Origin of the sequence: Spirosoma sordidisoli, assembly GCF_004138325.1 — a bacterium.
In the GTDB taxonomy this organism is placed as follows: Bacteria; Bacteroidota; Bacteroidia; order Cytophagales; family Spirosomataceae; genus Spirosoma; species Spirosoma sordidisoli.
Genome location: NZ_SBLB01000006.1, coordinates 323,976 through 347,202, shown reverse-complemented (window position 1 = coordinate 347,202; position 23,227 = coordinate 323,976). Strand labels below are relative to the sequence as shown.

The 23,227-nt window shown below is 55.5% G+C and carries 20 protein-coding genes; 11 read left to right on the top strand and 9 right to left on the bottom strand.

The window, feature by feature from the left end:
- Positions 1–2 precede the first annotated feature (2 nt).
- Both EQG79_RS21720 and EQG79_RS21715 read right to left on the bottom strand, forming a co-directional pair.
- A complete protein-coding gene (locus EQG79_RS21720; protein ID WP_077921355.1) occupies positions 3–2,132 on the bottom strand; it encodes a PAS domain-containing hybrid sensor histidine kinase/response regulator in 2,130 nt (709 codons plus the stop codon).
- Positions 2,133–2,136: 4 nt separating this feature from the next.
- Positions 2,137–2,676: a heme NO-binding domain-containing protein gene (locus EQG79_RS21715; RefSeq protein WP_077921354.1), complete on the bottom strand. Its 540-nt coding sequence runs from the start codon at positions 2,674–2,676 to the stop codon at positions 2,137–2,139.
- A gap of 243 nt (positions 2,677–2,919) precedes the next feature.
- Here EQG79_RS21715 and EQG79_RS21710 point away from each other — a divergent pair, with 243 nt between their 5' ends.
- On the top strand, positions 2,920–3,474 hold the full coding sequence (locus EQG79_RS21710) for an RNA polymerase sigma factor (protein WP_077921353.1): 555 nt from the start codon (positions 2,920–2,922) through the stop codon (positions 3,472–3,474).
- Positions 3,447–3,731, top strand: a complete 285-nt coding sequence (locus EQG79_RS21705; RefSeq protein WP_129603962.1) for a hypothetical protein — start codon at positions 3,447–3,449, stop codon at positions 3,729–3,731. The genes EQG79_RS21710 and EQG79_RS21705 overlap by 28 nt, the downstream gene beginning before the upstream one ends.
- On the opposite strand, the gene EQG79_RS21700 is transcribed toward EQG79_RS21705, so the two are convergent.
- A complete protein-coding gene (locus EQG79_RS21700) occupies positions 3,715–4,419 on the bottom strand; it encodes a head GIN domain-containing protein (protein WP_077921351.1) in 705 nt (234 codons plus the stop codon). The two genes, EQG79_RS21705 and EQG79_RS21700, sit on opposite strands and share 17 nt — an antisense overlap.
- 271 nt (positions 4,420–4,690) lie before the next feature.
- Between EQG79_RS21700 and EQG79_RS21695 the strand changes: the two genes are divergently transcribed.
- Positions 4,691–5,386 (top strand): ABC transporter ATP-binding protein, encoded by a 696-nt coding sequence (locus EQG79_RS21695; protein WP_077921350.1) that lies wholly within the window; start codon positions 4,691–4,693, stop codon positions 5,384–5,386.
- 11 nt (positions 5,387–5,397) lie between these two features.
- Here EQG79_RS21695 and EQG79_RS21690 read toward each other — a convergent pair whose 3' ends face one another.
- On the bottom strand, positions 5,398–6,195 hold the full coding sequence (locus tag EQG79_RS21690; protein ID WP_129603959.1) for an aminotransferase class IV: 798 nt from the start codon (positions 6,193–6,195) through the stop codon (positions 5,398–5,400).
- 75 nt (positions 6,196–6,270) lie between these two features.
- Here EQG79_RS21690 and EQG79_RS21685 point away from each other — a divergent pair, with 75 nt between their 5' ends.
- The 3 genes from EQG79_RS21685 (at position 6,271) to EQG79_RS21675 (ending at position 9,858) form a co-directional block, all read left to right on the top strand.
- Entirely contained in the window at positions 6,271–7,776 is a 1,506-nt protein-coding gene (locus EQG79_RS21685; RefSeq protein WP_129603956.1) for a TolC family protein, read from the top strand.
- An 83-nt stretch (positions 7,777–7,859) separates the two neighbouring features.
- Positions 7,860–9,269 (top strand): efflux RND transporter periplasmic adaptor subunit, encoded by a 1,410-nt coding sequence (locus EQG79_RS21680; protein ID WP_077921347.1) that lies wholly within the window; start codon positions 7,860–7,862, stop codon positions 9,267–9,269.
- A gap of 199 nt (positions 9,270–9,468) precedes the next feature.
- The gene (locus EQG79_RS21675) at positions 9,469–9,858 is read left to right on the top strand and encodes a T9SS type A sorting domain-containing protein (protein WP_077921346.1); all 390 of its coding nucleotides are present in this window, start codon (positions 9,469–9,471) and stop codon (positions 9,856–9,858) included.
- An 18-nt stretch (positions 9,859–9,876) separates the two neighbouring features.
- Here the strand turns inward: EQG79_RS21675 and EQG79_RS21670 are convergent, their stop codons facing one another.
- Both EQG79_RS21670 and EQG79_RS21665 read right to left on the bottom strand, forming a co-directional pair.
- Positions 9,877–11,112 (bottom strand): DUF3999 family protein, encoded by a 1,236-nt coding sequence (locus tag EQG79_RS21670; protein WP_077921345.1) that lies wholly within the window; start codon positions 11,110–11,112, stop codon positions 9,877–9,879.
- A complete protein-coding gene (locus EQG79_RS21665) occupies positions 11,109–13,583 on the bottom strand; it encodes a DUF2339 domain-containing protein (RefSeq protein ID WP_129603954.1) in 2,475 nt (824 codons plus the stop codon). Before EQG79_RS21665 ends, EQG79_RS21670 begins: the two co-directional genes overlap by 4 nt.
- Positions 13,584–13,758: 175 nt before the next feature.
- Here EQG79_RS21665 and EQG79_RS21660 point away from each other — a divergent pair, with 175 nt between their 5' ends.
- The 3 genes from EQG79_RS21660 (at position 13,759) to EQG79_RS21650 (ending at position 18,169) form a co-directional block, all read left to right on the top strand.
- On the top strand, positions 13,759–14,793 hold the full coding sequence (locus EQG79_RS21660) for a Gfo/Idh/MocA family protein (protein ID WP_077921343.1): 1,035 nt from the start codon (positions 13,759–13,761) through the stop codon (positions 14,791–14,793).
- A gap of 45 nt (positions 14,794–14,838) precedes the next feature.
- Entirely contained in the window at positions 14,839–15,843 is a 1,005-nt protein-coding gene (locus EQG79_RS21655; RefSeq protein WP_129603952.1) for an NAD(P)H-dependent glycerol-3-phosphate dehydrogenase, read from the top strand.
- Positions 15,844–15,982: 139 nt separating this feature from the next.
- Positions 15,983–18,169 carry a PQQ-dependent sugar dehydrogenase gene (locus EQG79_RS21650; protein ID WP_129603950.1) on the top strand — a complete coding sequence of 729 codons (2,187 nt, stop codon included), beginning with the start codon at positions 15,983–15,985 and terminating at the stop codon, positions 18,167–18,169.
- Positions 18,170–18,183: 14 nt separating this feature from the next.
- On the opposite strand, the gene EQG79_RS21645 is transcribed toward EQG79_RS21650, so the two are convergent.
- Entirely contained in the window at positions 18,184–18,576 is a 393-nt protein-coding gene (locus EQG79_RS21645) for an HIT family protein (protein ID WP_077921340.1), read from the bottom strand.
- 91 nt (positions 18,577–18,667) lie between these two features.
- Positions 18,668–19,141, bottom strand: coding sequence for a transcription elongation factor GreA (gene greA / locus EQG79_RS21640; protein ID WP_077921339.1), 474 nt, complete (start codon positions 19,139–19,141; stop codon positions 18,668–18,670).
- A gap of 314 nt (positions 19,142–19,455) precedes the next feature.
- Here greA and fmt point away from each other — a divergent pair, with 314 nt between their 5' ends.
- Positions 19,456–20,382 (top strand): methionyl-tRNA formyltransferase, encoded by a 927-nt coding sequence (gene fmt / locus EQG79_RS21635; protein ID WP_240699415.1) that lies wholly within the window; start codon positions 19,456–19,458, stop codon positions 20,380–20,382.
- A 106-nt stretch (positions 20,383–20,488) separates the two neighbouring features.
- Positions 20,489–20,998 carry a dihydrofolate reductase gene (locus EQG79_RS21630; RefSeq protein ID WP_129603947.1) on the top strand — a complete coding sequence of 170 codons (510 nt, stop codon included), beginning with the start codon at positions 20,489–20,491 and terminating at the stop codon, positions 20,996–20,998.
- Positions 20,999–21,075: 77 nt separating this feature from the next.
- Here EQG79_RS21630 and EQG79_RS21625 read toward each other — a convergent pair whose 3' ends face one another.
- Positions 21,076–23,139 (bottom strand): BatA domain-containing protein, encoded by a 2,064-nt coding sequence (locus EQG79_RS21625; RefSeq protein ID WP_129603945.1) that lies wholly within the window; start codon positions 23,137–23,139, stop codon positions 21,076–21,078.
- Positions 23,140–23,227 lie beyond the last annotated feature (88 nt).

The following is a 23,227-nucleotide window of genomic DNA, read 5'->3' as shown; positions in this document are numbered from 1 at the left end:
GATTAAGCTTTTGGAGAAAGCGTTTTTATCTCGTTCCGTAAGACCGGCAACAGGTCCGTAACCTCTTCGACCAGCGCCTGACAACGTTGCACCAGCGGCTCTTTATCAATGTTCTGGCCCAGGCCCCGTTCAATCTGACGGAGTTCATCTTCCAGTCTCGACAGGCCCACCATACCCAGCGTTGGTTTCAGCTTATGGGCCATAGAAGCCAGCATTGACCAGTTCTGGTCGGTACAAAGGTCAGGTAACTGGAGTAATTCAGGCACCACATCGTCCAGAAACGTGGCGAACATTTCGGCGGCATGCTCTTTATCCGAACCGTATAGTTCGAACAAGCGCTGCCGGTCCAGGACATCATCGGCCGGTAAGGTGGGTTTCGGCTTAACCGAAGGGTCTGATTTACGGGGGGCGGCTTCCGACGCGGCCGTTGGGGCGTATCGCTCCAGTATGTTCAGCAGCTGACTCGGCTCAAAAGGCTTGGTCAGGAAGTCGTTCATGCCTACTTCCATCGCCAGGCTTTTGTGATCGAGCATGGCGGAGGCTGTCAGGGCGATGATGGGTACGTGCTGGTTGGGGTTGTGGGTACTCCGGATGGCCACGGTGGCTTCGTAGCCGTCCATGATCGGCATCTGAATATCCATCAGGATCATGTCGAACCGCTGCTGTTTGGCTTCCTCAACGGCTTTTTTGCCGTCCGATGCCAGCGTGAACGGAATTTTCCACTTGGTGAGCAGACTGCCGATATAGGTCTGGTTCATCAGGTTGTCTTCAACGACCATAACGTGGCTGACGGGCAGTTTACCCACCGTCTTCAGAACGGGGTTGCCAGCATCCCGATTGTCGGTCGTGGCCGTGGCGCGGACGTAGGGCAATTTGAACGTAAAGGTACTTCCCTGTCCGTTCTGGCTTCTGACGCTGATGGTTCCTTCCTGAATCTCGACCAGTTCTTTGGTGATGGCCAGGCCGAGCCCCGTTCCCTTGTACTTGTGTCCCTGCGGATTTACCTGTCTGAACTTCTTGAAAATCAGACCCTGCTTGTCTTCCGGGATGCCGACGCCCGTATCGGTCACGCTGAACTCGATCCAGCAGCGGTTGTCGTCTTCCTGTACAATCCGGGCGGTGATCTGAATACTGCCTTCTTCCGTGAATTTTTCGGCGTTGCCGATCAGGTTCATCAGAATCTGGTTCAGCATGACATCGTCGCCGATAAAATCGCCCGAAATACGGGCGTCGTGCATCACGTCGATGGTAACGGGCCGGTTGTGCAGCTTGATCTCGAATACCTTCTGGGTAGCCCGCAGCAGCCCCGCCAGATCGAAGGGGCGCGGACTCACTTCAATGCGGCCTGCTTCGATTTTGGTCATGTCGAGCAGGTCAGAAATCAGGCTGTGCAGAAAGTCGGCCGACGTCTTCAGGATATCGATGTATTCGCGTTGCTGGCGGGTTGGCTGCGTATCGAACAGCAGGTGCGACATCCCGATGATGGCGTTGAGGGGCGTTCTGATCTCATGGCTCATGTTGGTCAGAAACTGTTTTTCGGCCCGTTGGGCTTCTTCGGCTACCTGACGGGCCTTGGCCAGCTCCTGTTCGGCCAGTTTGCGGTCCGATACGTCACGAGCCACGGCTACCAGTTCTACGATCTGACCATCGACCGTAATCGGCCGCACGGTCTGACCAATCCAGACGTGGCGACCGTCTTTTGACCGAATCGGAAACTCGTTGTAGGTACTATCCTGGCCTTCGGTCATCATGGCCAGGTAAAAATCGGTCAGGGGTTTGCGGTAGTCGTCATCGACGAAGCGCGTAAAATGCGTACCGACAAATTCCGCTTCGGTATAGCCGAGCGATTTCTCGACCACCGGGCTGACGAATGTGAAATACCCCCTGGGCGAAATTTTATAGATGATGTCCTGTACCGATTCGATCAGTTGCCGATAGCGTTGTTCGCTCTGCTCCAGCTCGCCCAGCTTGTCGCGCACCTGCTGTTCGAGGTGGTCGTTGAGGTGCTGGAGCTGGTTGTTGGCATTATAGAGGGCCAGCGCTTTTTTTTCAAGTATGGCCTCTGCCTGCAAACGGGCTGCTTTTTCCCGCGCCAACCGCCTTTTGATCAGGTCTATGTCGTTGTCGGGCATACGCTTAGTCTTTCACGATGTCGAACAAAACCTGACTGCCATCGGGGGTCAGCTCCGTTTTCCGGATGGTGGCGGTTTCTCCATAATGAGCCAGACACCCTTCGATCAGACCATAGGCGAAATCTGATAGTTTCCGCTCCGACTGGTAATACATCTTCAGGTGGTTTTCTGAAGGCTGCTCCATGGCGAAGTGGGGCAACTCCGCATCCGGATATAGTTTTCTCACTTCAACATGAATGTAATGCTGAATGGAGTTTAGTAAACTAAAGGCAGAGGTAGATCGCTCGATAAACTGGTAATAATTGCGGGTGAAGGAGCCAAACATGTACCGGCCATACGCGCGCAGGAGCTCTGGAACAGGGGTAGTGGTATGCTGGCTAAGACTGTGCAGCAAAGTAACCATCTCGCCATGATCATACGTGCCAATGGCCGTATAAATGCCTCCGGAAGGAAGATTACTTTGGTCTAATATGGTGTCTACCAGCGCGTAACCATACTGGTCCTCAACCATTTCTAAAAGTTCCGTAAATACAATTCCTTTCATGTACAAGCAGTGAGATTAAAACCTTAGCAATATACCAATATGGGTAACAAATTATAAAATTATTAGATGAAATAATTACAAATTAGAATGGAATATCGACTTAGGTTTTCCAAAAATCGGCAAAACGGTACAGTTCATCGAATAATTGGCCACAAACTATAACAGTAAGATCAAATTTGGGTCATCAAAGAACAAGAAAGTACTTAAGTCAACTACCCCAAAACTTCTACCACTTCCAAACGTATGAAACCAGCATTGAATGACGAAGAAGTTATTCGTCAGTACCGTAATACTAACCCTAACGAGTGTTTTGAGCTGTTGTATAACCGATATGTACGCAAGGTATACAACAGATGTTATTCCATGACAAAAAATTCGGAGCAGGCCCAGGATTATACTCATGATATTTTCCTGCGCATGTTTGCTCACCTGGATCGTTTTCAAGAGCGGTCGTCGTTTTCAACCTGGCTTTATTCGATCTCCTACAACTACTGCATCGATCAGATCAAGCGGTCGAACCGGCTGGCCACAACCGGTCTGGATCAGGAAACCGAATACGCCGTAGCGCAGTCGGCTGACGGTGAGAGTGCTGAAAATAACCTGCAGCAGCTGGCCAAAGCCATGGAGTCTATTGCTCCGCAGGAAGCGCTGATTCTGCGGATGAAGTATCAGGAAGGGCTGGATGTGCTTCAGATTGCCAAAAAGCTGAACCTGAAAGAGAGTGCCGTGAAAATGCGCCTGAAACGGTCGCGCGATAAAGTTCGTACCCTTTGCGAAGCATCACTATGGGCGTCCTGAACCATGATTTCTGCGTTACCGGGCTGCTGGCAACGTCGCCGGCGCCCCGCTATATCGCGTGTCAGCATACCGAAAAACGTACCCATCTGACGGGCTTCGATAGTTATGACGACGCCCGGACTTACCTCACTACCCACACCAGAGCGGGCCGGCCCACTACACTGGCTATCGTACAAACGCAATACGACCGGGTCGTTTATTACAAACGCCCGGTCGCATCGTGGTCAGCTGGTCGGCTGTTTAGTTTCTTTTTGTAATATCGGACCCGCCCGATTCGCTCTTGCCCAGAACCCGGGCCGAACCGTAGTAATAAATATCAGAGCCGCCCGAGGCTTTCAGACTTAACTCGCGGGTGGCGTTGATATACACGTCAGACCCGCCCGAGGAGACCGCGTTGCCAACTTCGACAACCAGCTTGCGGGCGTCGAGATCGGCTCCGCCCGAGCCGCTGGCGTTGAGTACCCGGGCCGACCCTTCGATCAGCAGATCAGCTCCGCCCGAGGCCGACGCGTTCAGGTCGTTTGCTTTCAGGGTCAGCTTAATATCAGCCCCACCCGATGCATCGACGTTCAGGTCATTGAACGAGAGCGTTCCCTGGCCCAGCACATCGGCTCCCCCCGACGCCTGCAGATCGGTCAGCTGTTTGAACGTCAGGTAGGCCTTGACGTAGCGGTCACGCCCGAAGTTGAACCCCCAGTTTCCTCCTTTGCGCTCGATATAAAGCCGGAGGGTGCCGTTGCGAACCTCCGACTTCACGTCTTCTTCATCAACTCCTTTGGATTCGATCGTCAGCCTTTCGCTGTTGCCCTGCGTCAGGTAAACGTCAATGCCACTCGAAACGCTTAGTTTCGTAAAGCTCGATATAGGCCGGTCTTTTTTCCAGTCACGGCTGGTCGTGTTCAGACTCGCCGTAAAGAGAACCAGCAGCACAGTAAGTATTTTCATGGCTGAAACAAGTTAATGATTTGATACAAGATGCGAGTTAATGGCTTATTGTTGCATGAACCTCAAAAAAAAGTGTCCGGTTTCAGAGGAATTCCTGTCCGCTATCGGACGCTGTAGTGGTTTTATTTTAGGTAATTAACTGACAGACAGCTCAAAAAGGAAGCTGGCACGGCGCTTGAACAGGGTGTCGGTGTCAGGGCGCCGGGCTGCAGCCGCGGCCCGCAAATTACGGAATACCAGTGCCACTGAAGTAACTCAAAATAAATCAATTATGATTCAACTTCGCAACGTGTCGAAATACTACCCGGCCGGATTTGGTCGGGTTTATGTACTACGGACTATCAATCTTAGCATCGCGCAGGGCGAGTTTGTGTCAATCATGGGGCCGAGCGGATCGGGTAAAAGTACCCTGCTTCACATTCTGGGCCTGCTCGAAGAGCCGTCGGAAGGAGAGTATCTGTTTGCCGATCAGCCCGTTCAGAAACTGAGCGAAAAACGCCGGACCGAACTCCACCGGACGCAGATTGGCTTTGTGTTTCAGGCCTACCACCTGATTGACGAACTGACGGTGTACGAAAACATCGAGACTCCGCTACTGTACAAAGGCGTAGGCAGCTCGGAGCGTAAAAGTCGGGTGGCTGAGCTGCTCGACCGGTTCAATATGGTGGCTAAAAAAGATTTGTTCCCGGCTCAACTGTCGGGTGGGCAGCAGCAGCTGGTCGGTATTGCGCGGGCGCTGGCGGCCCAGCCGAGCGTCATCTTTGCCGACGAGCCTACCGGCAACCTGCATTCCGATCAGGCCCGTGATATTATGGAACTGTTTCGGGAGTTGAACCAGAAAGACGGGGTTACCATCGTGCAGGTGACACACTCTGAGCTAAACGCCGAATACGGGTCCCGCATCGTGCGGCTGAAAGACGGATGGCTCGAAGAGAGTGGCCAGCCTGCGGTTGGTACGGTCCTGTAAGCGGCTGGTGGTCAGGTCGGGCTGAACAGGGTCAGGAGCCTGGCCTGAAGCGTTTCGCTCAGCCGCCCTTTGTACACCTGAATACCCATGACGTTGGCGGTAAACACCAACTCTGCTTCGGCCAGGCTGGCAGGTAGGAAAAGCCCCTCCCGAACCATGGGAAAGGCCCGCAGCAGCTGGCGCCGGGCAATACCGTTGATGCAGCCGGTCTGTAACGACGGGGTATGCAGCACATCCTGCCGAAACCAGAACAGGTTCGACGCTACGCACTCCGCCAGATGACCCTGCTGGTCGAGCAGAATAGCATCCTGATAGCCTTGTTCTTGCTTAAATAACCCCGCCAGTACATACGGTAACGCATTGGAGGTTTTGTAGCCTGAAATGGGAGAATACGCTAATTGTATATCTGGATAAATACCTATTTTTGCCTGATTGGTTATAGCAAATGGCTGACCGGGCCGGGCTGTTATCAGCAGGTTAAGCTGGTTGGTCGTGGGCGTATAGAGGCCTCCGGTCTGCCGCCAGACCTGAATTCTGACCCGGGCGCTGGCCTGCGTCAGCCCGTTGGCCGCCAGCAGGGCCAGAACACGCTGCTGCAGCGTCTCTGACCAGGCTGCAGCCGGTGCCAACAGGTGGAGCGCAGCCATGCCTGCTGTTAGTCGGCTGAGGTGATCATTCCAGAACCACAGTTGCCCGGCTTCGTAACGAATGGTCTCAAAAAGACCGTCACCATATTGAAATGCCCGGTCGTTGGCCGTCAGTAGAAAGGCATCTTCAGCGAGTAAATCCGAATTATAAACCAGAAACATGCTTGGTTTGCGCCGTTTATCCTAAAACGATAGCTGCGCCGAAGGTAAGTTTGTAACATTGAATCATCAAACACAATGAATACAAGACGCATGCGCTTTCTACGAATCGGAGTAATGGGGTGTTGTTTTGGCTGGAGCGCGCTGACCAGTCTGGCTCAGTCGACCACCAATCCACCAGCGGCCGTTTCGCCCGCAACGGGCGACGCAGCCATCGCTCCGTCGCAGCAGCTCAGCCTGCAGCAGTGCATCGAAATTGCGCTGAAAAATAACATCACTGTTCGGCAAAGCCAGCTTCAGGTGAACAACAGCAACGTTCAGCTGCAACAGTCCAAGCTCAACCGGCTGCCCAACCTGAACGGATTTGCAACCCAGAACTTCAGCTCGGGTTTTAACGTAAACCCCGTAACCAACCAGTTTGTTGAGCGCTCCATTCTGTCGAACAACTTTCAGCTGACATCGTCGGTAACGGTCTACAACGGAGGCATTCTGCAAAATACCATCCGGCAGAATGCGCTGCTGGTTCAATCGAATGAACAGAACCTGCTGGCCACTCAGAACAACGTCATCCTGCTGGTGGTACAGAACTACCTGAACGTACTGACGGGGCAGGAGCAGCTGGCCATTGCCCAGCGGCAGGCCGACGTGAGCCGGTCGCAGTACGAGCGGACGCAGAAACTGGTCAACGCCGGTGCTGCGGCCGAGTCGGCGTTGTTCGATTTGCAGGCTCAGCGGGCTACTGACGAGCTGGCCATCGTGAACGCGCAGAACAACATCGATCTGGCCAAGGTAGCCCTGCTTCAGGCCATGAACCTGTTTGGCAATCAGGCCATCAGTGTGCAGCCCGTGTCGCTGCCCGATCCGAACGTAGCCGATTACGATGCGTCGCCCCAGCAGGTCTACGAAATTGCGACCAATAACATGCCCGATGTGCGGGCCGCCGACCTGCGGGTGCGGAGCGATGAGGTAGGGGTTCGGGTAGCCCGGGGTAACTACATGCCGCTGCTGACCTTAAATGGTGGTGTAACGACCCTGTACTCCAACTTCGGTGCCCAACGCCGGATCGAGAATGGCGTCACGCAGATTCCGCAGACGATCACGATCAACGGCATACAACAAACGATTCTCATCGATCAGCCGAATTACTCGTTCGAGAATTTTAACTTCGCCGAGCAGTTCAAGAATAACCAGAACCGGTCGCTGGGGCTTACACTTCAGGTGCCGATCTTTAACCGGTATCAAGCCCGCACCCGGGTGCAGCTGGCTACGATCAACCGGCAGAACTCCGAGTTGCAGGCCGACAACACCCGGCTGGCGCTGCGGCAAAATATTGAAAACGCTTACGCTAATTTAGTGGCATCGGGCAACCGATACCGGGCTACCCTGACGCAGGTAACCGCCTTTGAGCAGGCCTTCCGGGCATCAGAAAACCGGTTCAACGCCGGGGCCATCAATGCCGTAGATTATAACATTGCGAAGAGTAACCTCGACCGGGCGCGCGCCAGCCTGGTGCAGGCCAAGTACGATTACGTGTTCCGGACCAAGATATTAGACTTTTATCAGAATAAACCGCTTACGTTTTAATAGGTAATTGGGTGAATCTGTGATGGAGCGGCCGGCTCAGAAGGCGCCGAATCACGCATCGCTCGATCACTCAATAATGAACTATGAAGAAGAAATCGAACCGCATCTGGTGGATATTGGGTGGACTCGTTGTGCTACTCGTGGGAGGTCTGGTAGCCGCCAAGCAGGCTGGCATGATCGGGAAGCCCAAGATGACCGAAGTAGACTTTGCAACGGTTAAGCGAACCAATATTACCGAGCGCGTCAGTGCGTCGGGCCGGGTTCAGCCCCAGGTAGAGGTAAAAATCAGCCCCGACGTATCAGGCGAAATTATTGGCCTGTACGTAAACGAAGGTGATCCGGTTAAGGCGGGTCAGCTGCTGGTTCGTATCCGGCCCGACAACTACGAGTCGCTGCTGGCGCGGGCGCGGGCTACGGTGAACCAGAGCCGGGCGCAGTTGGAACAGTCGAAAGCGTCGGTATCGCAATCGAGTGCGCGGCTGATCCGGGCCAAGGCCGATTATGACCGTAACCGGAAACTGTTTGCGGATAAAGTGATTTCTTCGGCCGATCTGGAAACCAGCGAGGCCAACTACAACGTAGCCCAGCAGGAAGTTGAAGCGGCAAAAGCAAACGTACGGGCCGCTCAGTTCAGCATTCAAAGTGCCGAAGCGAGCCTGCGGGATGCTACCGAGAACCTGCGTAAAACAACCATCTACGCCCCCGTAAACGGTACGGTTTCCAAACTGAACGTTGAGCTGGGCGAGCGCGTGGTCGGTACATCCCAGATGGCCGGTACCGAAATTATGCGTATCGCAAACCTCCAGAACATGGAAGTGCGCGTAAACGTTAACGAAAACGACATCGTTCGGGTGAACCTGGGCGATACGGCCGACATTGAGGTGGATTCGTACACCACGGCGGGTCGTAAGTTCAAAGGGGTTGTCTACGAAATTGCCAATACGGCCAACGGGCTTACCAGTTCGTCGGGGGCTACAGCCGCAGCGCTGTCGTCGGATGCCGTAACGGAGTTTGAAGTCAAAATCAAGATTCTCAACAGTTCGTATGCCGACCTGCTGGCCCAGAAAGACAAGAAAGGATATCCCTTCAAACCAGGTATGACGGCTTCGGTGGAGGTGATTACCGACCGGAAATCGGGCGTGCTGGCGGTGCCGATTGCCGCGGTAACGACGCGCGGTGCGGAGGTAGAGACGCCGGAACAGACTGATCGGCCCAGCGGCACAGTCGATGAGAAGCCAGCCGGTCAGGTCGAGAAAAAGGAAGCGGTGAAGGAGCTGGTGTTTGTAAACGTCGGCGGTAAGGCCGTGCAGCGCGAGGTGAAAACCGGGATCAGCGACTTCGAGAATATCGAAGTGATATCGGGGCTGAAGCCGGGCGAGCAGATCATTTCCGGTCCGTTCATTGCGGTATCCAAAAAGCTGAAAGACGGCGAGCTGGTGACGAAACGTGATCCGAATAAAGCCAAGAAAAAGACAGAAGAAAAAGAAGAGTAATCGGTTTCTGACTGCCTGATGCCAAAACGCCCGACGCTGTTCCGTCGGGCGTTTTGGCGTTTATGACCAGCCCGGATACCGGGGTCAGCTGCTGCCACTTATGGACAAAATGAGCCATTTGTCCAGATAGGCGCAATGTTTGGTTTGCTGCGTGTCTTTATCTCGCGACTAAGCACAAAACAACTAACCTCTTACTACTATGAACAGACTCGCAACAACACTGCTTCTGACCTTTCTTGTCAACCTGACTATGGCCGCCCCGCTGCCCCGGCGCGACCGACCAACCAAACTAGCCCATTATCAGGTGGGGGCCTACGTGTCTATACGTGGTAAACTGGTGGTGAACATCGATAAAGAACTGGGGGGCGAGGTATCGATTCAGCTGCTGGATCAGCAAGGAAATGCCTGCTTCAACCGGACTATGCTCCAGACCGAAACTAAAACCCGCCTGCAACTGGATCTGAGCGAACTAGCCTCGGGAACCTATACCCTCAAACTATCAAACGGACTCGACGTGGTTATTCGCGAAATCAGTGTGTCGACCCCCGTCGAAACACCGGTATACCGATCGGTTACGGTTATTCCATAAAGGCGCTGGTGGGCGGGTTCAGGAAACGGGGCGTTGCATCTCCTTGATCAGTCGGTACGATTGAATCGCCATGATCAGCAGGGCCAGACCGAGCGCCGGCCAGATGAACCACCTGGTATCGATCGAACCTGCATCGCTGATCGGGTCGGTATTCATCGGTCTGAGTGGAGCCAGGTTGATAATCGGTAACGCGTCGGGCAATAGGGTGCTGAACGTTGTCAAATCGTACCGGGGCGCTGACAGCTGCTCGCTGCCGAGGAGCAACGCGTAGGGCGTACCGGCGCTTAGATCGGCCGTGAGCCAGGTCGTGCGCTGGTATGCCCGAATACGCCCAGGCTGCAAAGGGGGGCTGTCTCCGTTGTGAATGATCAGATGCAGACTGGGCGTACGCAGACCCGAAAGCAGCACTACCGCACTGTCGCCGGAGCGGAGAGTGAATGACCGAATCACTTCAAATTCCGTCTCGACCCGCCGGCGACGGCCCCTCCGCCGGCTGATCAGGCCGAGTTCGGCCCGGCGCTCATACCGGGCGGGCCTATTGATCGGAATAACGAGCCTGTCAATCCGGGCCGGGGCCGAAAAAGTTAGCCGTATATCGGTATGGGTGGTCGTTTTGGTGGCTAGCTGTTGCTGCTGCAGGCCGTTGATCGGCGTATACGAAGGCGTTACGACTACCGGCTGATACCCACCAATCTGGAGAATGTTCAACGGCGCCGTCAGCGAGTCGGCCAGGTCGAGCCGGTAGAACCGGTAGTCGCTCAGCGGAAAGTCCAGCTGCAGGCGACCGGATGTATGGTCTTTGCTATCAGGCGATTCGAGCACGACGTCTTCGCGTATGCCGAACCACTGCCGGTTGTCGTTACTGCCGCTGAGCCGGGCCTGTTTCTGAAGACGCGCATTTTTGACCAGCAGGGTCAGCGATTGGATCGGTTTCTGGTCGGGTGGCTGAACAACCAGCGTCGTATACCGGTCCGGTACGCTGCTCCGGCTGACGATCGAGTAAGCCACGAACCGGCTGGTCGGGCCTGCTCCCGATTGGCGGAGCTGGTATGGGACTTCCCGGTCTTGATTGTCGACCAGCCGGATGTCGCCCAGTGTGTTGTTAAGCTGGCCCACTACGGATGATGGGAGCATGATCCGGTGAAAACCCGACTGCCGCACCGGTTCCAGGTCGGCCCGGTACCGGTACGACTGCGCCACGCTGAGTCGCATGGGTAAACACAGCACAGCGCCCATACAAATCAATCTTCTCATAGGACGGGCGAATCGGGCTGGTCGGCACTGAGCAGTTTTTTGATGCGCTGGTACATGAACGATATCACGAGCAGCAGCACACCCAGAATGATAAATGCAGCTACCCGGCCTCCTTCCGAAATGTCGCGCATGTCGTACAGAAATAGCTTGAGCAGGGTCAGCGCGAACAAGGCCAGCGACAGAACCCGGAAGCTCCGGTTTTTGCGCGACAGCCCCAGCCACATGAACACGAAGGCGCAAATGCCCCACAGAATGGGCAGCCCAACCGTAGTCACCTGTTGGAGAACGGCGTCGAACTGGTCGTAGGAAAGGGCTTTCTGCCCGCTGGTTTGGGCGATAGCTACCCCCGGAAAACGGCTGAACACAACATGGTTGAACAGCTCCCAGGTGGCCGCATACACCACCACGAAACCCAGCACCCACGGCCAGTATCGGGCAACAGCGGCCGGCAACGGGTCGAGCCGGGCAATAATTCGCTGAAGCAGGATCAATATGCCGGCCAGCGAGGCCAGACTGAGGTAATGCCAGCCAAAACCCGCCAGCGATGGGCTCGTTCCGTAATAATGGTCAGACAGTACGCCCAGCGGGGCCGTTGCGAACACAAAGACGTACAGAAGCAGGAACAATAGCCCCAGGCCAGCGGCCTGGCGTAGCCAGCTCTGGATACCCGATCGGTAGGCCAGCGCTAGCATAACACCCGCAAACAGCATGTTGTAGGCACCAAGGACTGCTAGCCGGTTAGGGCCGAAGCCATACTGGTTAATAGCCTGATAGTTCGTTTCCAGGGCACCGGCCAGGTAGATCGTAATCAGCAGAACATAGCTCAGAAACTGGCGGTACCGGCTGATGACCAGATTGGCGGGCCAGAAAGGAATAGGGGCTTCCTGCCGACCCAGTAACTGGCGGGAGCCGACCAGACCGCCAATGGCCACCAGGCTGGTAATAACGGCTTTGTTGAGGATGACAGGCAGCAACTGAACGGCCCCGTCACCGTACATCGATTCCCAATCCATCCAGAGGCTGATGAGCATTAGTCCGGTAACCAGTACGGCACTGGTAGCCATGAGCCGAAGACTGGATTTCTGCGATAACCACAGGAGTAGAACGGCTTCCAGCGCCCAGAACATGGTAATGTAGTTGCCCTCTAACTGAACCGGTATCGCCAGACTGCCGAAGGTCACCACCAGGCCGATCAGCAAATAGAGCAGGGTGCGATCAACGCCAGCCCGGCGGAAGAGAAACCGGGCCAGCGCCAGGTTGACAACCGCCAGTCCGGCTGTAAAGGCCCCCTGCCAGCGTCCACCGTCGATATGAGCCATGGTGATCATGCCCGCGCTGTAGTACAGCGCCGTATTACTCAGCAGCAGGCCGATGTCGACGCGGCTAAACAGCGCTTTCTCTTTCAGATTGTGCAGCAGATTCATGGTCAGAAACAGCCCGTAGAACAAACTGGCAAACACCCAGGCGCCGGTATAAGGCGCGTTGGGCTGGTCTACCACGCTAACCGACAGCCAGAAGCCATACAGTAGAACCGTACAGACATACGATAGCAGGTGAACCTGCGGCCATTTTCTGAAGTAAGACAGAACCAGCATCCCTACGTCCAGAATCAGGATGTAGGTAAACAGTACGATATAGTTTCCCTCACCCGAGCTGACCATGAACGGGGTCGCAAAACCGCCAAGCAGCGTCATGATGGCCAGCTCGACCCGGTTGTAGGCCAGCGTCAGCAGCACCCCGAAACCCGTTATAACGACCATGATTACGAAGGCGCTGGTCTGGCTAAACAGGCTGTAATAATGAAAGGCAATGGCAATCGTAAAATAAAGAACCGTCAGACCACCACCCACCAGTACCGAACTGAAGGCTGTAAACGTCTTCCGAAGCCGGTGGGCCATGCCAAGCAGTACAGCGCCCGCCGTTATGCCGATCGCTACCCGTCCGGCTTCGCTGAGCCACTGCTGATCGATGGCGTACTTCACGAAATAGCCAATGCCCAAAACCAGAATGGCAATGCCGATTTTGTTGATGAGGTTTTCGCCAATGAATTTTTCCAGGTCGGGATTGTCGGTCAGAAACCGGCGGATGAACGACGGGCGGGGCGGGGCCGGTTGCCGAACCGCGGGCGGTACTGCCAAACGGCCTGGGGCTGGCTGCGGAGCGGATTCCGTAACGGGCTGCGACACCGGTTCGGGAGCCGGTACTGGTTGAGGTATAACCACGGGCGGCACCGGCTCTGCAACGGGCCCAGCAAGGGGGGCCGCTACGGGGGGCGTTGGGCGGGCCGGGGTAATCAGTGCCGGACCTGTCTCGCCGGCAGTGCCCCGTATCTCGTCGCGCAGCCGAAGTAACTCCGCGCGTAGCTGGCCCATATCGCTACGCTGCTGCTCGAGCAGTTGTTTTACGGAGCCAAAGCGACTGTATAAAAGGAAAGCGGTAAGCGTAAGGATGAGCAGTAAGAACAGTTCCATGGTACGGCAAAAGGCTTGAGAGGAAACAAAGCTAGAATAAAGGTGAGTAATTGTACTGTATGCCAGTTAGTTAGCGGTAAGACTTTGAGTTGCCGGTAAACAGGAGCGAGGAATGATAACCCGAATCTGTGATATTTACCGCTCTGTTCTGACCTAACCCCGAGTCCTTATTCCTATGCCCGCTTTTCGTGTAGCCATTATTGGCGGAGGCAGTATTGCCGATACAAACCACATTCCCGCCCTGAAAGCCTGTTCAGATCAAGTCGAGATCGTAGCCGTCTGCAGCCGCGACCAGACCAAAGCCCGTGCGCTGGCCGACAAACACGCTATTCCGCACGCGTTTGCCGATGCCGACGCTATGTACCGGGCGTGCCAGCCGAACCTGGTGGTGATCTGTACACCCAACAAATTTCATTACCCGTATACCAGGCAGGCCTTATCGTGGGGATGTCACGTTTTCTGCGAAAAACCACCGGCGCTTACGGCGCAGGAAGCCCGCGACATGGCCGAACTGGCTACGGAAAAAGGGCTGGTGCTGGGCTACAACTTCCAGCTTCGGCAAACGCCCGAGTGGCAACTGCTGATGCGCTGCAAGGCGGAGGGGCGGCTGGGGGCTATTTATCACATCAAAGCCAACTTCCTGCGTCGGCGGGGAATTCCGGGCTGGGGCTACTTCACTAACAGAGAGATGCAGGGGGGCGGGGCGCTGATGGACCTGGGGGTTCACGTGCTCGACCTGGCCCTGATGGCTTTCGACTACGAACTGCCCGACCGGGTGGTTGGCAATACCTACGATTTCATCGGCAAAGCGGGTGGCAAGGGGCTGAAGGGTGCCTGGAACCCCGACACGTTCGAGGTAGAAGATGCCGGTATGGCATACCTGTCTTTCCCAAATAAGGCCTCAATTATGCTGTCGGCCACGTTTGCGCTCAACAACCAGGTCGATGTAGACCGGAATCTGGAGGTGTTCGGGAGCCAGGGAGGAGTGCAGCTGTTCCCGTTTGTGCTGCATACCGAGGTGGCCGGCGAACTGGCCGACATCACGTTTCCCTACCTGGATGAAGTCGACATCCAGCTGAAAAATACCGTTGCTTTTTTGGATGCCTGCGCCGGCAAACCATCTACCATCTGCACCGGCGAACAGGGGGCCCGGCTGATGACGGTTATCGACGCCATTTACGCATCGGCACAGGGAGGGACGGGGCTGTAAACGCCGTTTTATTGAACCAGACAAGCTTTTTCCTAGCTTTACCCCATGAAATCTCAACAACCAACCCGTTTAACGATGGTGGGTGGGGGAAGCTGGGCTACGGCGCTCATCAAGATCCTGTCCGAAAATAATGTACTTATCAAATGGTGGCTCCGGAGCAAAGCCGACGCCGACCACATCAGGCAGTTTCATCACAACAAGAGCTACCTCAGCGATGTCCAGATCAACCCGCGCAAGGTAAAGATCTGCACCAAAATACGAGACGCGTTTAAAGACAGCGATTATATTATCCTGGCCGTACCAGCGGCATTCGTGGGCGATGCGCTGGGCGGGCTGGAAGCTCGTGATTTCGCCGGGAAATGCGTTATTTCGGCGATCAAGGGTATGATTCCCGAAAAAAATCAGCTCGTAACCGACTGGGTCAGCGATCAGTATGGCGTACCAACCAGCCGGATGGCGGTCATTGCCGGACCGTGTCATGCCGAAGAAGTAGCCCTCGAAAAGCAGTCCTACCTGACGATCGGCTCTACCGACCTCGACTGCGCCGATGAAGTAGCCCAACTGCTGACCTGCCGCTTCGTTCAGGCATCGCCCCTGGCCGACATCTACGGCATCGAATACAGTGCTGTCATGAAAAATATTATCGCGCTGGCATCGGGTATTACGCGTGGGATCGGCTACGGCGATAACTTTCAGGCCGTACTGGTCTCTAACGCCATGCAGGAAATCAAGCGGTTTGTCGATGCCGTATACCCGCAGCACCGCGACCTCAGCGGCTCGGCCTACCTGGGCGATCTGCTCGTTACGGCCTATTCGCCCTTCAGCCGCAACCGCACCTTCGGTACACTCATTGGCCGGGGATACACCATTCAGTCGGCCCAGGCCGAAATGAATATGATTGCCGAAGGGTACTATGCCGTAAAAAGCATCCACGCCATCAACCGGCAATATAAGGTCGACATGCCCATAGTAGAGGCTGTTTACAACGTTCTGTACGAACGAGCCTCGCCCGTTACGGAGATGAAAGCGCTGCAGCAGAAGCTGAAATAAGCCCTGCGCCATCTGGACTGACCGTATATCTGCACCGTCAATTTATTGGTAATTCAGTAGATTAAATAGTTCTATGAAACTATGCGGATGGGGAAGCAGCCACGAAATTTGCTCCTGTAAACGAGCCTACGAATACTAAATGGCACGAGGTATTGGCATAAAGGGTGGAGCCTGCTGGCTGTTCGTTCTGGCAATCGTTGCCAGTCAGAACCTGGCCGTTGCTCAACCCAGATCGCTGCATCCCCACGTAACTGTCGATACGTATATGTTCCTGTCGAGGGCGGGGGTTCGGCTGGTACAGGATCCGGTTTCGCGTACATTGTTCTATGCCGATACCGAGGGGAATGTGTTTCAACTCAGACCGACCCCTACCGGAGGGCTGCCTGAGGAGGTGCCTGTGGCCGGTGTAGCGCAGCATGGCATCGATTACCTGCAGGGCCTGGCTTTTGCCGATAGTACGCTGATTCTGGTTGGAATTCGCCGGTTTCCGTACGAAGGGGTGGGCCGCGTGGCAAAGGGGCGTCTTAAGGCCGATGGTTCCCGGCAGTGGTCGACCTTGCTCGAAACGGCGCCCTACGCTAATTCGAACACCGCCTTCGATCATGCGTTCAATGGTGTTTGTGTGTCGCCTGATCAGGATTCGGTCTACATTGCCAGTGGCTCCCGAACGGACCATGGCGAAGTACAGGATGCCGGTGGTCGTTTCCCCAACCTGCGTGAGACTGCGCTGACAGCCCGTATTTTTCGGTTGCCACTGGCGGCAGAAAATCTGTTTCTGCCCAACAATGATGAAGCCGTCCGGCAGTCGGGGCTCCTGTTCTGCGAAGGTGTTCGTAACACGTTTGACATGGCCTTCAACAGCGAAGGTCGTTTGTTCGGGGCCGAGAACGCCGGCAATCGGTCTGATCCCGAAGAGCTGAACTGGCTGCGGCCCGGTCGGCATTATGGTTTTCCCTGGCTTATTGGCGGCAACGAAACGCCACAGCAGTTTCCTGACTACAACCCGGATGCGGACCCGCTGCTTTCGGCCGGGTACCGAACGGAGGGCTTTCGTACAGACCCTGCCTATCCGCCCCGGCCTGCCATTCCATTCGCGTCAGCTATTGTCAATACCGGACCCGACGCCTGGTTTGTGATTGATCCGGCAACCCGCCAGGCTGTACCATCCAGCGAAATCACCAGCTTTACGCCCCATGCGTCGCCCCTGGGTCTGGTATTTGACACGGATAGTAGTCTGGCCGATTTTACCGGTTCAGGATTTGTGCTGGGCTATACCAACGGGCGCGGGCTGGATCTGAGTTCGATTCGGCTTCAGTACAACCCGACTGTGGATAATTACCGGATGCAGGTTAACCGGGTAGCCGAAGGCTTCAACCTGCCGGTCGATGCCGCTTTGGTCGGAACAACACTCTACGTACTCGAACGGGGCAGACAGGCTATTAGCCGGGTACGTTTCCGTCGGCGTGTGTATCCGCAGGCTGATCTGAGCCTGGCCATGACTGTTCAGCAACGGACCCCGGCCGTAGGGGAGGAGGTTCAGTTCACCGTTACCGTAGAGAACCAGGGACCGGCCGACGCTCAATCGGTTGTGGTAGATAACCGCTTACCCGCCGGACTGGTATTTAGTCGGAGTGCTGATTTTCGGCAGATACCCGGGAGCATCCAGGATACCGTTCAGTCGCTTGCGGCCCATACCATTCGGTCGCTTTCCTACTGGGCGCGGGTGGCGCGGCCGGGCCAGTACCGAAATGCTGCGCAGATCCTGAAAGCCGCGGTAACCGACCCGGATAGCGAGCCAGACACCGGTACGGCCGATGGAGAGGATGACAACGCCACCGTCGACTTTCGGACCTATCCTGACAACGGGGCTCTCTATGCATCGGACAATCCGGTTGCGCAGCCGTTACCAGCCGTTTTACCAAATCAACCCTTGCCCGATCCTGCCCGGCCTGATTTAAGCGTACATATGGCGCTGGACAAACAAGTACTCGAACGGAATCAGGTGTTGCAGGTCAAAATGACTATCCGTAACGATGGCGGGGCAGGTGCTGAAGCCGTACAGGTGCGCTGCCAGTTGCCGGCAAATGTTCAGTTTATACCGACGCCGGGATGGATGTTAGCAGGCACAGAATTGATTTCTGACCCGGTAAGTCTGGCGCCGGGCCAAAGTCTGGGTCGAACCGTTCCGTTACGGGCCGTCGCCCCCGGCCTTCTGGTGATAAAAGCCACACTGACAGGGCCGGCCGATGCTGACTCGACGCCCAATAACGGGTATGAGAATGGCGAAGATGACGAAGCCCACGTTGCGGGTCGGGTACTTCCCTGAACCAGTGGCTGCGTCTACAACGACAGATGCTGACGGATGAGGGCGGCCGTTTCGGACAGTTCTTCCTGGCTCGGCTTCATCTTGTTACTGAAGTTCATGTCGGCCATGGAATTCAACGGAATCAGATGAACGTGCGCGTGAGGTACCTCCAGTCCAATTACCGCAACGCCAATGCGCTTGCAGAGAATGGCTTTTTCAATGGCGGGGGCTATGCGTTTGGCAAAGGCCATCAGGCCCATATATAACTCATCTTCCAGATCGAACAGATAGTCGACCTCTTTTTTGGGGATAACCAGCGTGTGGCCCGTTGTGGTCGGAAACGCATCCAGAAACGCCAGGTAATCGTCGGTTTCGGCAATCTTGTGGGCGGGAATCTCGCCAGCCACAATCCGCGAGAAGATAGTCATATCAATATGAATTTAGTGTCCGGTATACGGTTTCCAGGTGTGCGCCGTACAGCTAGTCGCCTGCCTGAAAACCGTATATCGAAAAACCAGATTATCGGGCTATTTCAACAACTTCAAATTCCATCACGCCGGCTGGTACTTTAATTTCGGCTATATCGCCGACGCGCTTGCCGAGCAGTCCTTTGCCGATGGGTGAACCTACCGAGATCCGGCCCGCTTTCAGGTCGGCCTCTTCTTCCGAAACCAGCGTATACAACATCTCGGCTCCGTTTTTCTTGTTCTTGATCTTTACTTTCGACAACACCGATACCTGCGATGCATCGATAGTCGACTCATCGAGAATGCGGGCGTTCGACAGCACTTCTTCAAGTTTCGATATTTTCAGCTCATGAAGACCCTGCGCATCTTTGGCTGCGTCATACTCCGCGTTTTCGCTGAGGTCGCCTTTGTCGCGGGCTTCGGCAATCTGACGGGCAATTTCGGCCCGGCCTTTGGTCTTCAGGTCATTCAGCTCAGCCTTGAGCCGGTTGAGCCCTTCTTCGGTGTAATATGAAATCTTTCCCATAATAGTACGATACGCGTTACTCGAGTTTCACAATGGTTTGGGGCCGCTACTAAAAACAAAAAGAACGGTACGCCGACCGTTCTGCATCCAAATTGGTTTTCTTTGCAGCCGCGTCAGTGTCGCCGTCGGGAGTCCGAAGCGAGCGGTTCGAATATGTGTTTATCTGTTCGTCGCATGGGTAGGGCCGCTGTCGGCCGATCACGTTCTGACGCGATGCCTGCCAGGAGCAGGACATCTGTTTCACAAAATTAAGAATACTTCCGGGCTATATCAACAGCATACCGGCCCGCCTGCTAAAAACTGACTGACCATTCATGACGCAACCGCTTCGTATTGTTTTCATGGGTACGCCCGACTTTGCTGTTACCAGTCTGCAGCGGCTGTTAGGCGCGGGTTGTACCGTAGTCGCTGTTGTAACCGCCCCCGACCGCCCCTCGGGCCGCGGGCTGCAACTGTCGCCGTCGCCCGTTAAAAAAGCGGCTGAAGCGGCCAGTTTACCTGTCCTTCAGCCCGAAAAATTGCGTGATCCGGCTTTCCTGAACGCCCTGCAGGCTTATAACGCCGATTTGTTCGTTGTCGTTGCTTTTCGGATGCTGCCCGAGGTGGTCTGGTCGATGCCAACGATCGGTACGTTCAATCTGCACGGGTCGCTATTGCCACAGTATCGGGGTGCGGCACCTATCAACTGGGCCATCATCAACGGCGACACCGAAACGGGGGTGACTACGTTTTTCATCGAAAAAGAAATCGATACCGGCCAGATGATTTTTCAGGATCGGGAACCGATCTATCCAGACGATACGGCTGGTTCGTTGCACGACCGACTCATGGAACGGGGGGCGAGCCTGGTCGTACAGACGGTGCGGGCTATCGAAGCTGGTGACTACCCGCGCCATCCGCAACCCGCAGCCGACGATCTGAAACCGGCTCCTAAACTCAGTCGCGAAACCACCGAAATCAACTGGAATCAACCCGCCCGGGACATCCGTAATTTCGTAAGAGGCCTGTCGCCTTACCCAGCCGCCTGGACAACGATCAACGAGAAGTTCTTCAAAATCTATGCCGTCTCCATTGCCAACGAGTCGCCCTTCGCTGCCGAGCCGGGTCAGGCGTATACCGACCATAAAAAACAGATTCTGGTGCGGGCGGCCGATCAGTGGCTCTCTGTTGATTTGTTACAGGCCGAGGGCAAACGGCGCATGACCACCGACGAGTTCTTACGCGGAAATCGCCTTTTATGAGTACCGGACCGATACGTACGTGCGCCTTTTGCATATATAGGAGCCCAGTGGCCGGATGCCATTGGGCCAGCGGTCAGCCAGCAACAAACGTTAGAAACCAGGGAGTATGAAGATTAGTCTTATTGCCGCCGTGGCACAAAATGGTGTCATTGGTCTCAACAACAGCCAGGGCCAGCCCGATATGCCCTGGCACCTGCCCGATGACTTCGCGTTTTTCAAGCGAAAAACGAGCCATCACCCCATCATCATGGGTCGAAAAACCCTGGAAGCCCTGGGGAAACCGCTACCCAACCGGACCAATATCATACTTACCCGCAATACCGACTTTCAGGCCGCCGGCACAACGGTGGTACACACACTCGACGATGCGCTGGCTATAGCGAAATCGTTGAACGACAACGAGATATTTGTTATTGGCGGGGCCGAAATATACGCCATGGCGCTGCCGGTGGCTACTACGCTTTACCTGACCGAAATTCACAAGGAGTTCGACGGAGATGCCCACTTTCCAACGTTCGATCGGCGTGACTGGACCGAAGTGAGCCGGGTGCCGCATCAAGCCGACGATCGACACGAAGCGGCTTTTGATTTCGTCGAATACGAACGGAAACGATGAAAGACGTTACCAGGTCTGCTTCGATAGCCATTCTACAGACGCCTGATCATTGAAGCAGGACCGGTACAGCAGACAGGCTACCCTTTCATAAACCGAACCAGACCAACCTCAATCAGCAGGAAGCCCAGAGCGGCCAGCAGAAAGTACTTCCAGAGGCTTTTGCCGAGGTTTTCCTGCTCCAGCACCTGCACAAAGTCGCCATCCTGTATGCTGTCGAATACCTCAACATTGGGCTGGCTGGCGAATACCCGACGCAGCTCATCGGCCGAGTAGAAGTCCATGGCCGACTCGGCGTTTCCGTGGTTGAAGGCCAGCAGCCGCTCGGTCTTGCCCGCGCTGTTCTGCAATTCATAATACCCGGCTTCAACCTCCTGGCCGGTTGCCAGCTCATTGCTCTTGGGCATCTCGAGCAGCAGCTGATTCCCCACAACGCGCTGAATCGGAATGATCTCCAGCTTGTCGCGCTTCAGTTTGTAAACGGCCCGCTCCGCTGGGTTGCTGACCGGTACCGCCAGCAAATTTTCATCGAACGAATAGGCCGTTCGCTGGGAGCGGACGCTTAGAGCCGCCATCTTATACATGATCGGAACGAACAGCGCATGCTCGGCCAGGTTGCCGTAGTCAGCTGCCAGGGGCGTGCCCAGGACGTATACGCTGCCCTGCCCGGACCGGGTCTGGGTGAGCATCGGGCTTCCGTCGCGGAGGGTAAGCAAACGCTCGCCGGCACTCCAGCGCCAGACCGGAGCGGCCGAGGGCATGTTCAGCGGCTCGGACTGGTAGCTTTGCTGAAAGACGTCCTGGAAAAACGGATTGCGCCGGTCGGGGTCAGCAACGGGGCGCGACGCCTGCTCTGCCGGCAGGGTACTTACGCCATTTACACCCAGGCTGCTTAGGAACGGCCCATAGGTCGACGCATCGGGGGTGGCGGGCGGAATGATAGCCAGGCTGCCTCCCTGCCTGACAAATCGCTCCAGCTCGGACCGAAGCGTACCCGAGACCTGCGATACGCCTTCCAGCACAACCAGATCCGTTTCGCGCAGTTGCCCCACGTCGAAGTTCAGCGCACTGAAGCTGCGCCGTACAAACAGGCTATCATCCGAGTAAACCGCGTCTACATAGTCTTTCGGGCTTTTTTGCTCAAACAGATGCAGTACCCGAACGGCGGGTGAGGCTTCTATGACGAAAAAATACTGGTTGTCGAATGTAATGGGGAAATCTTCGAATACGATCCGGCCGCGGTGGTAGCCTTTCGTCGTTACGTTAAAGTTGAGAGACACCGTAGCCGAGCCACCGGGGGGCAGCACGGCCGTAGCCGTTGAGGTCTGCGTATCGTCGAGGTACAGCCGAACCGGCAGGTTCTTCACGTTCTCGCGGCCGCCGTTGGTCAGCTTCACGTTCAGGCTGTTGTTCTGCATTTCGCGAATGAATGGCGTGCTGAGCCATACCGAATCAACGTATACGTTTCGGGTAGGCTGCGCGTCGAGCGGCACAATGAAGAGCCGGTCCGTAGTGTCCAGTTTCAGCCGGGTCAGATCGCCTACCGTACTTTTCTGGAAATCGGAAAACCAGAAGAGCTGGTTACGGCCGCCCGGGTTCAGGCTGCTGAGCAGGTTACGCTGCCGCCGGTATACGGTTTCGAGGGTTCGGGGCGTGTGGGCAAAGCGAACCGACGTAACCCGGTCGCGGATGGCTTCGGCAGAGCCTGCCTGCTGTTCGGCGGCCGAAAAGTCGTTGGTCAGCAGCTGCAGCGACGTTGCGTTGCGAAACAGAGTCAGGAGTTCATCCAGTCGGCCAATGGCTATATCCAGATACCGCTTTTCGTTCCGCTCGTTCTGCATGCTGTACGAGTTATCAACGTACAGGCTCGTGACGCCCTGTCGCGACAAGCCCAGCTGATTTTTGCTCGGGATGAATGGCTGCGCAAAGGCCAGCACCAGACAGGCCAGAAACAGGCAGCGAGCTGCCAGAATAAGCCAGTGCTTCAACCGCCGAAACGATTTGGTCTCGGTCTGGACTGTCCGTAGCAAAGCAACATTGGTGAAAAACACCCGGCGTGTCCGACGGAAGTTAAACAGGTGTATGGCAATGGGAACCGACACGGCCAGCAGGCCGAACAGGAACGAGGGATACAGGAAATTCATCTAGTAAATAACGACCTGGCGCGGGACTTTGGTTTGTAGGTGCCCTAAGATAGTCAGGGATTATGACTTGGTAAAACCCGAACCCGCC

What these genes read in the sequence shown, in the direction of transcription:
- EQG79_RS21720 (WP_077921355.1), bottom strand. Translation starts at nt 2,132, where the DNA reads ATGCCCGACAACGACATAGACCTGATCAAAAGGCGGTTGGCGCGGGAA.
- EQG79_RS21715 (WP_077921354.1), bottom strand. Translation starts at nt 2,676, where the DNA reads ATGAAAGGAATTGTATTTACGGAACTTTTAGAAATGGTTGAGGACCAG.
- EQG79_RS21710 (WP_077921353.1), top strand. Translation starts at nt 2,920, where the DNA reads ATGAAACCAGCATTGAATGACGAAGAAGTTATTCGTCAGTACCGTAAT.
- EQG79_RS21700 (WP_077921351.1), bottom strand. Translation starts at nt 4,419, where the DNA reads ATGAAAATACTTACTGTGCTGCTGGTTCTCTTTACGGCGAGTCTGAAC.
- EQG79_RS21695 (WP_077921350.1), top strand. Translation starts at nt 4,691, where the DNA reads ATGATTCAACTTCGCAACGTGTCGAAATACTACCCGGCCGGATTTGGT.
- EQG79_RS21690 (WP_129603959.1), bottom strand. Translation starts at nt 6,195, where the DNA reads ATGTTTCTGGTTTATAATTCGGATTTACTCGCTGAAGATGCCTTTCTA.
- EQG79_RS21685 (WP_129603956.1), top strand. Translation starts at nt 6,271, where the DNA reads ATGAATACAAGACGCATGCGCTTTCTACGAATCGGAGTAATGGGGTGT.
- EQG79_RS21680 (WP_077921347.1), top strand. Translation starts at nt 7,860, where the DNA reads ATGAAGAAGAAATCGAACCGCATCTGGTGGATATTGGGTGGACTCGTT.
- EQG79_RS21675 (WP_077921346.1), top strand. Translation starts at nt 9,469, where the DNA reads ATGAACAGACTCGCAACAACACTGCTTCTGACCTTTCTTGTCAACCTG.
- EQG79_RS21670 (WP_077921345.1), bottom strand. Translation starts at nt 11,112, where the DNA reads ATGAGAAGATTGATTTGTATGGGCGCTGTGCTGTGTTTACCCATGCGA.
- EQG79_RS21665 (WP_129603954.1), bottom strand. Translation starts at nt 13,583, where the DNA reads ATGGAACTGTTCTTACTGCTCATCCTTACGCTTACCGCTTTCCTTTTA.
- EQG79_RS21660 (WP_077921343.1), top strand. Translation starts at nt 13,759, where the DNA reads ATGCCCGCTTTTCGTGTAGCCATTATTGGCGGAGGCAGTATTGCCGAT.
- EQG79_RS21655 (WP_129603952.1), top strand. Translation starts at nt 14,839, where the DNA reads ATGAAATCTCAACAACCAACCCGTTTAACGATGGTGGGTGGGGGAAGC.
- EQG79_RS21650 (WP_129603950.1), top strand. Translation starts at nt 15,983, where the DNA reads ATGGCACGAGGTATTGGCATAAAGGGTGGAGCCTGCTGGCTGTTCGTT.
- EQG79_RS21645 (WP_077921340.1), bottom strand. Translation starts at nt 18,576, where the DNA reads ATGACTATCTTCTCGCGGATTGTGGCTGGCGAGATTCCCGCCCACAAG.
- greA (WP_077921339.1), bottom strand. Translation starts at nt 19,141, where the DNA reads ATGGGAAAGATTTCATATTACACCGAAGAAGGGCTCAACCGGCTCAAG.
- fmt (WP_240699415.1), top strand. Translation starts at nt 19,456, where the DNA reads ATGACGCAACCGCTTCGTATTGTTTTCATGGGTACGCCCGACTTTGCT.
- EQG79_RS21630 (WP_129603947.1), top strand. Translation starts at nt 20,489, where the DNA reads ATGAAGATTAGTCTTATTGCCGCCGTGGCACAAAATGGTGTCATTGGT.
- EQG79_RS21625 (WP_129603945.1), bottom strand. Translation starts at nt 23,139, where the DNA reads ATGAATTTCCTGTATCCCTCGTTCCTGTTCGGCCTGCTGGCCGTGTCG.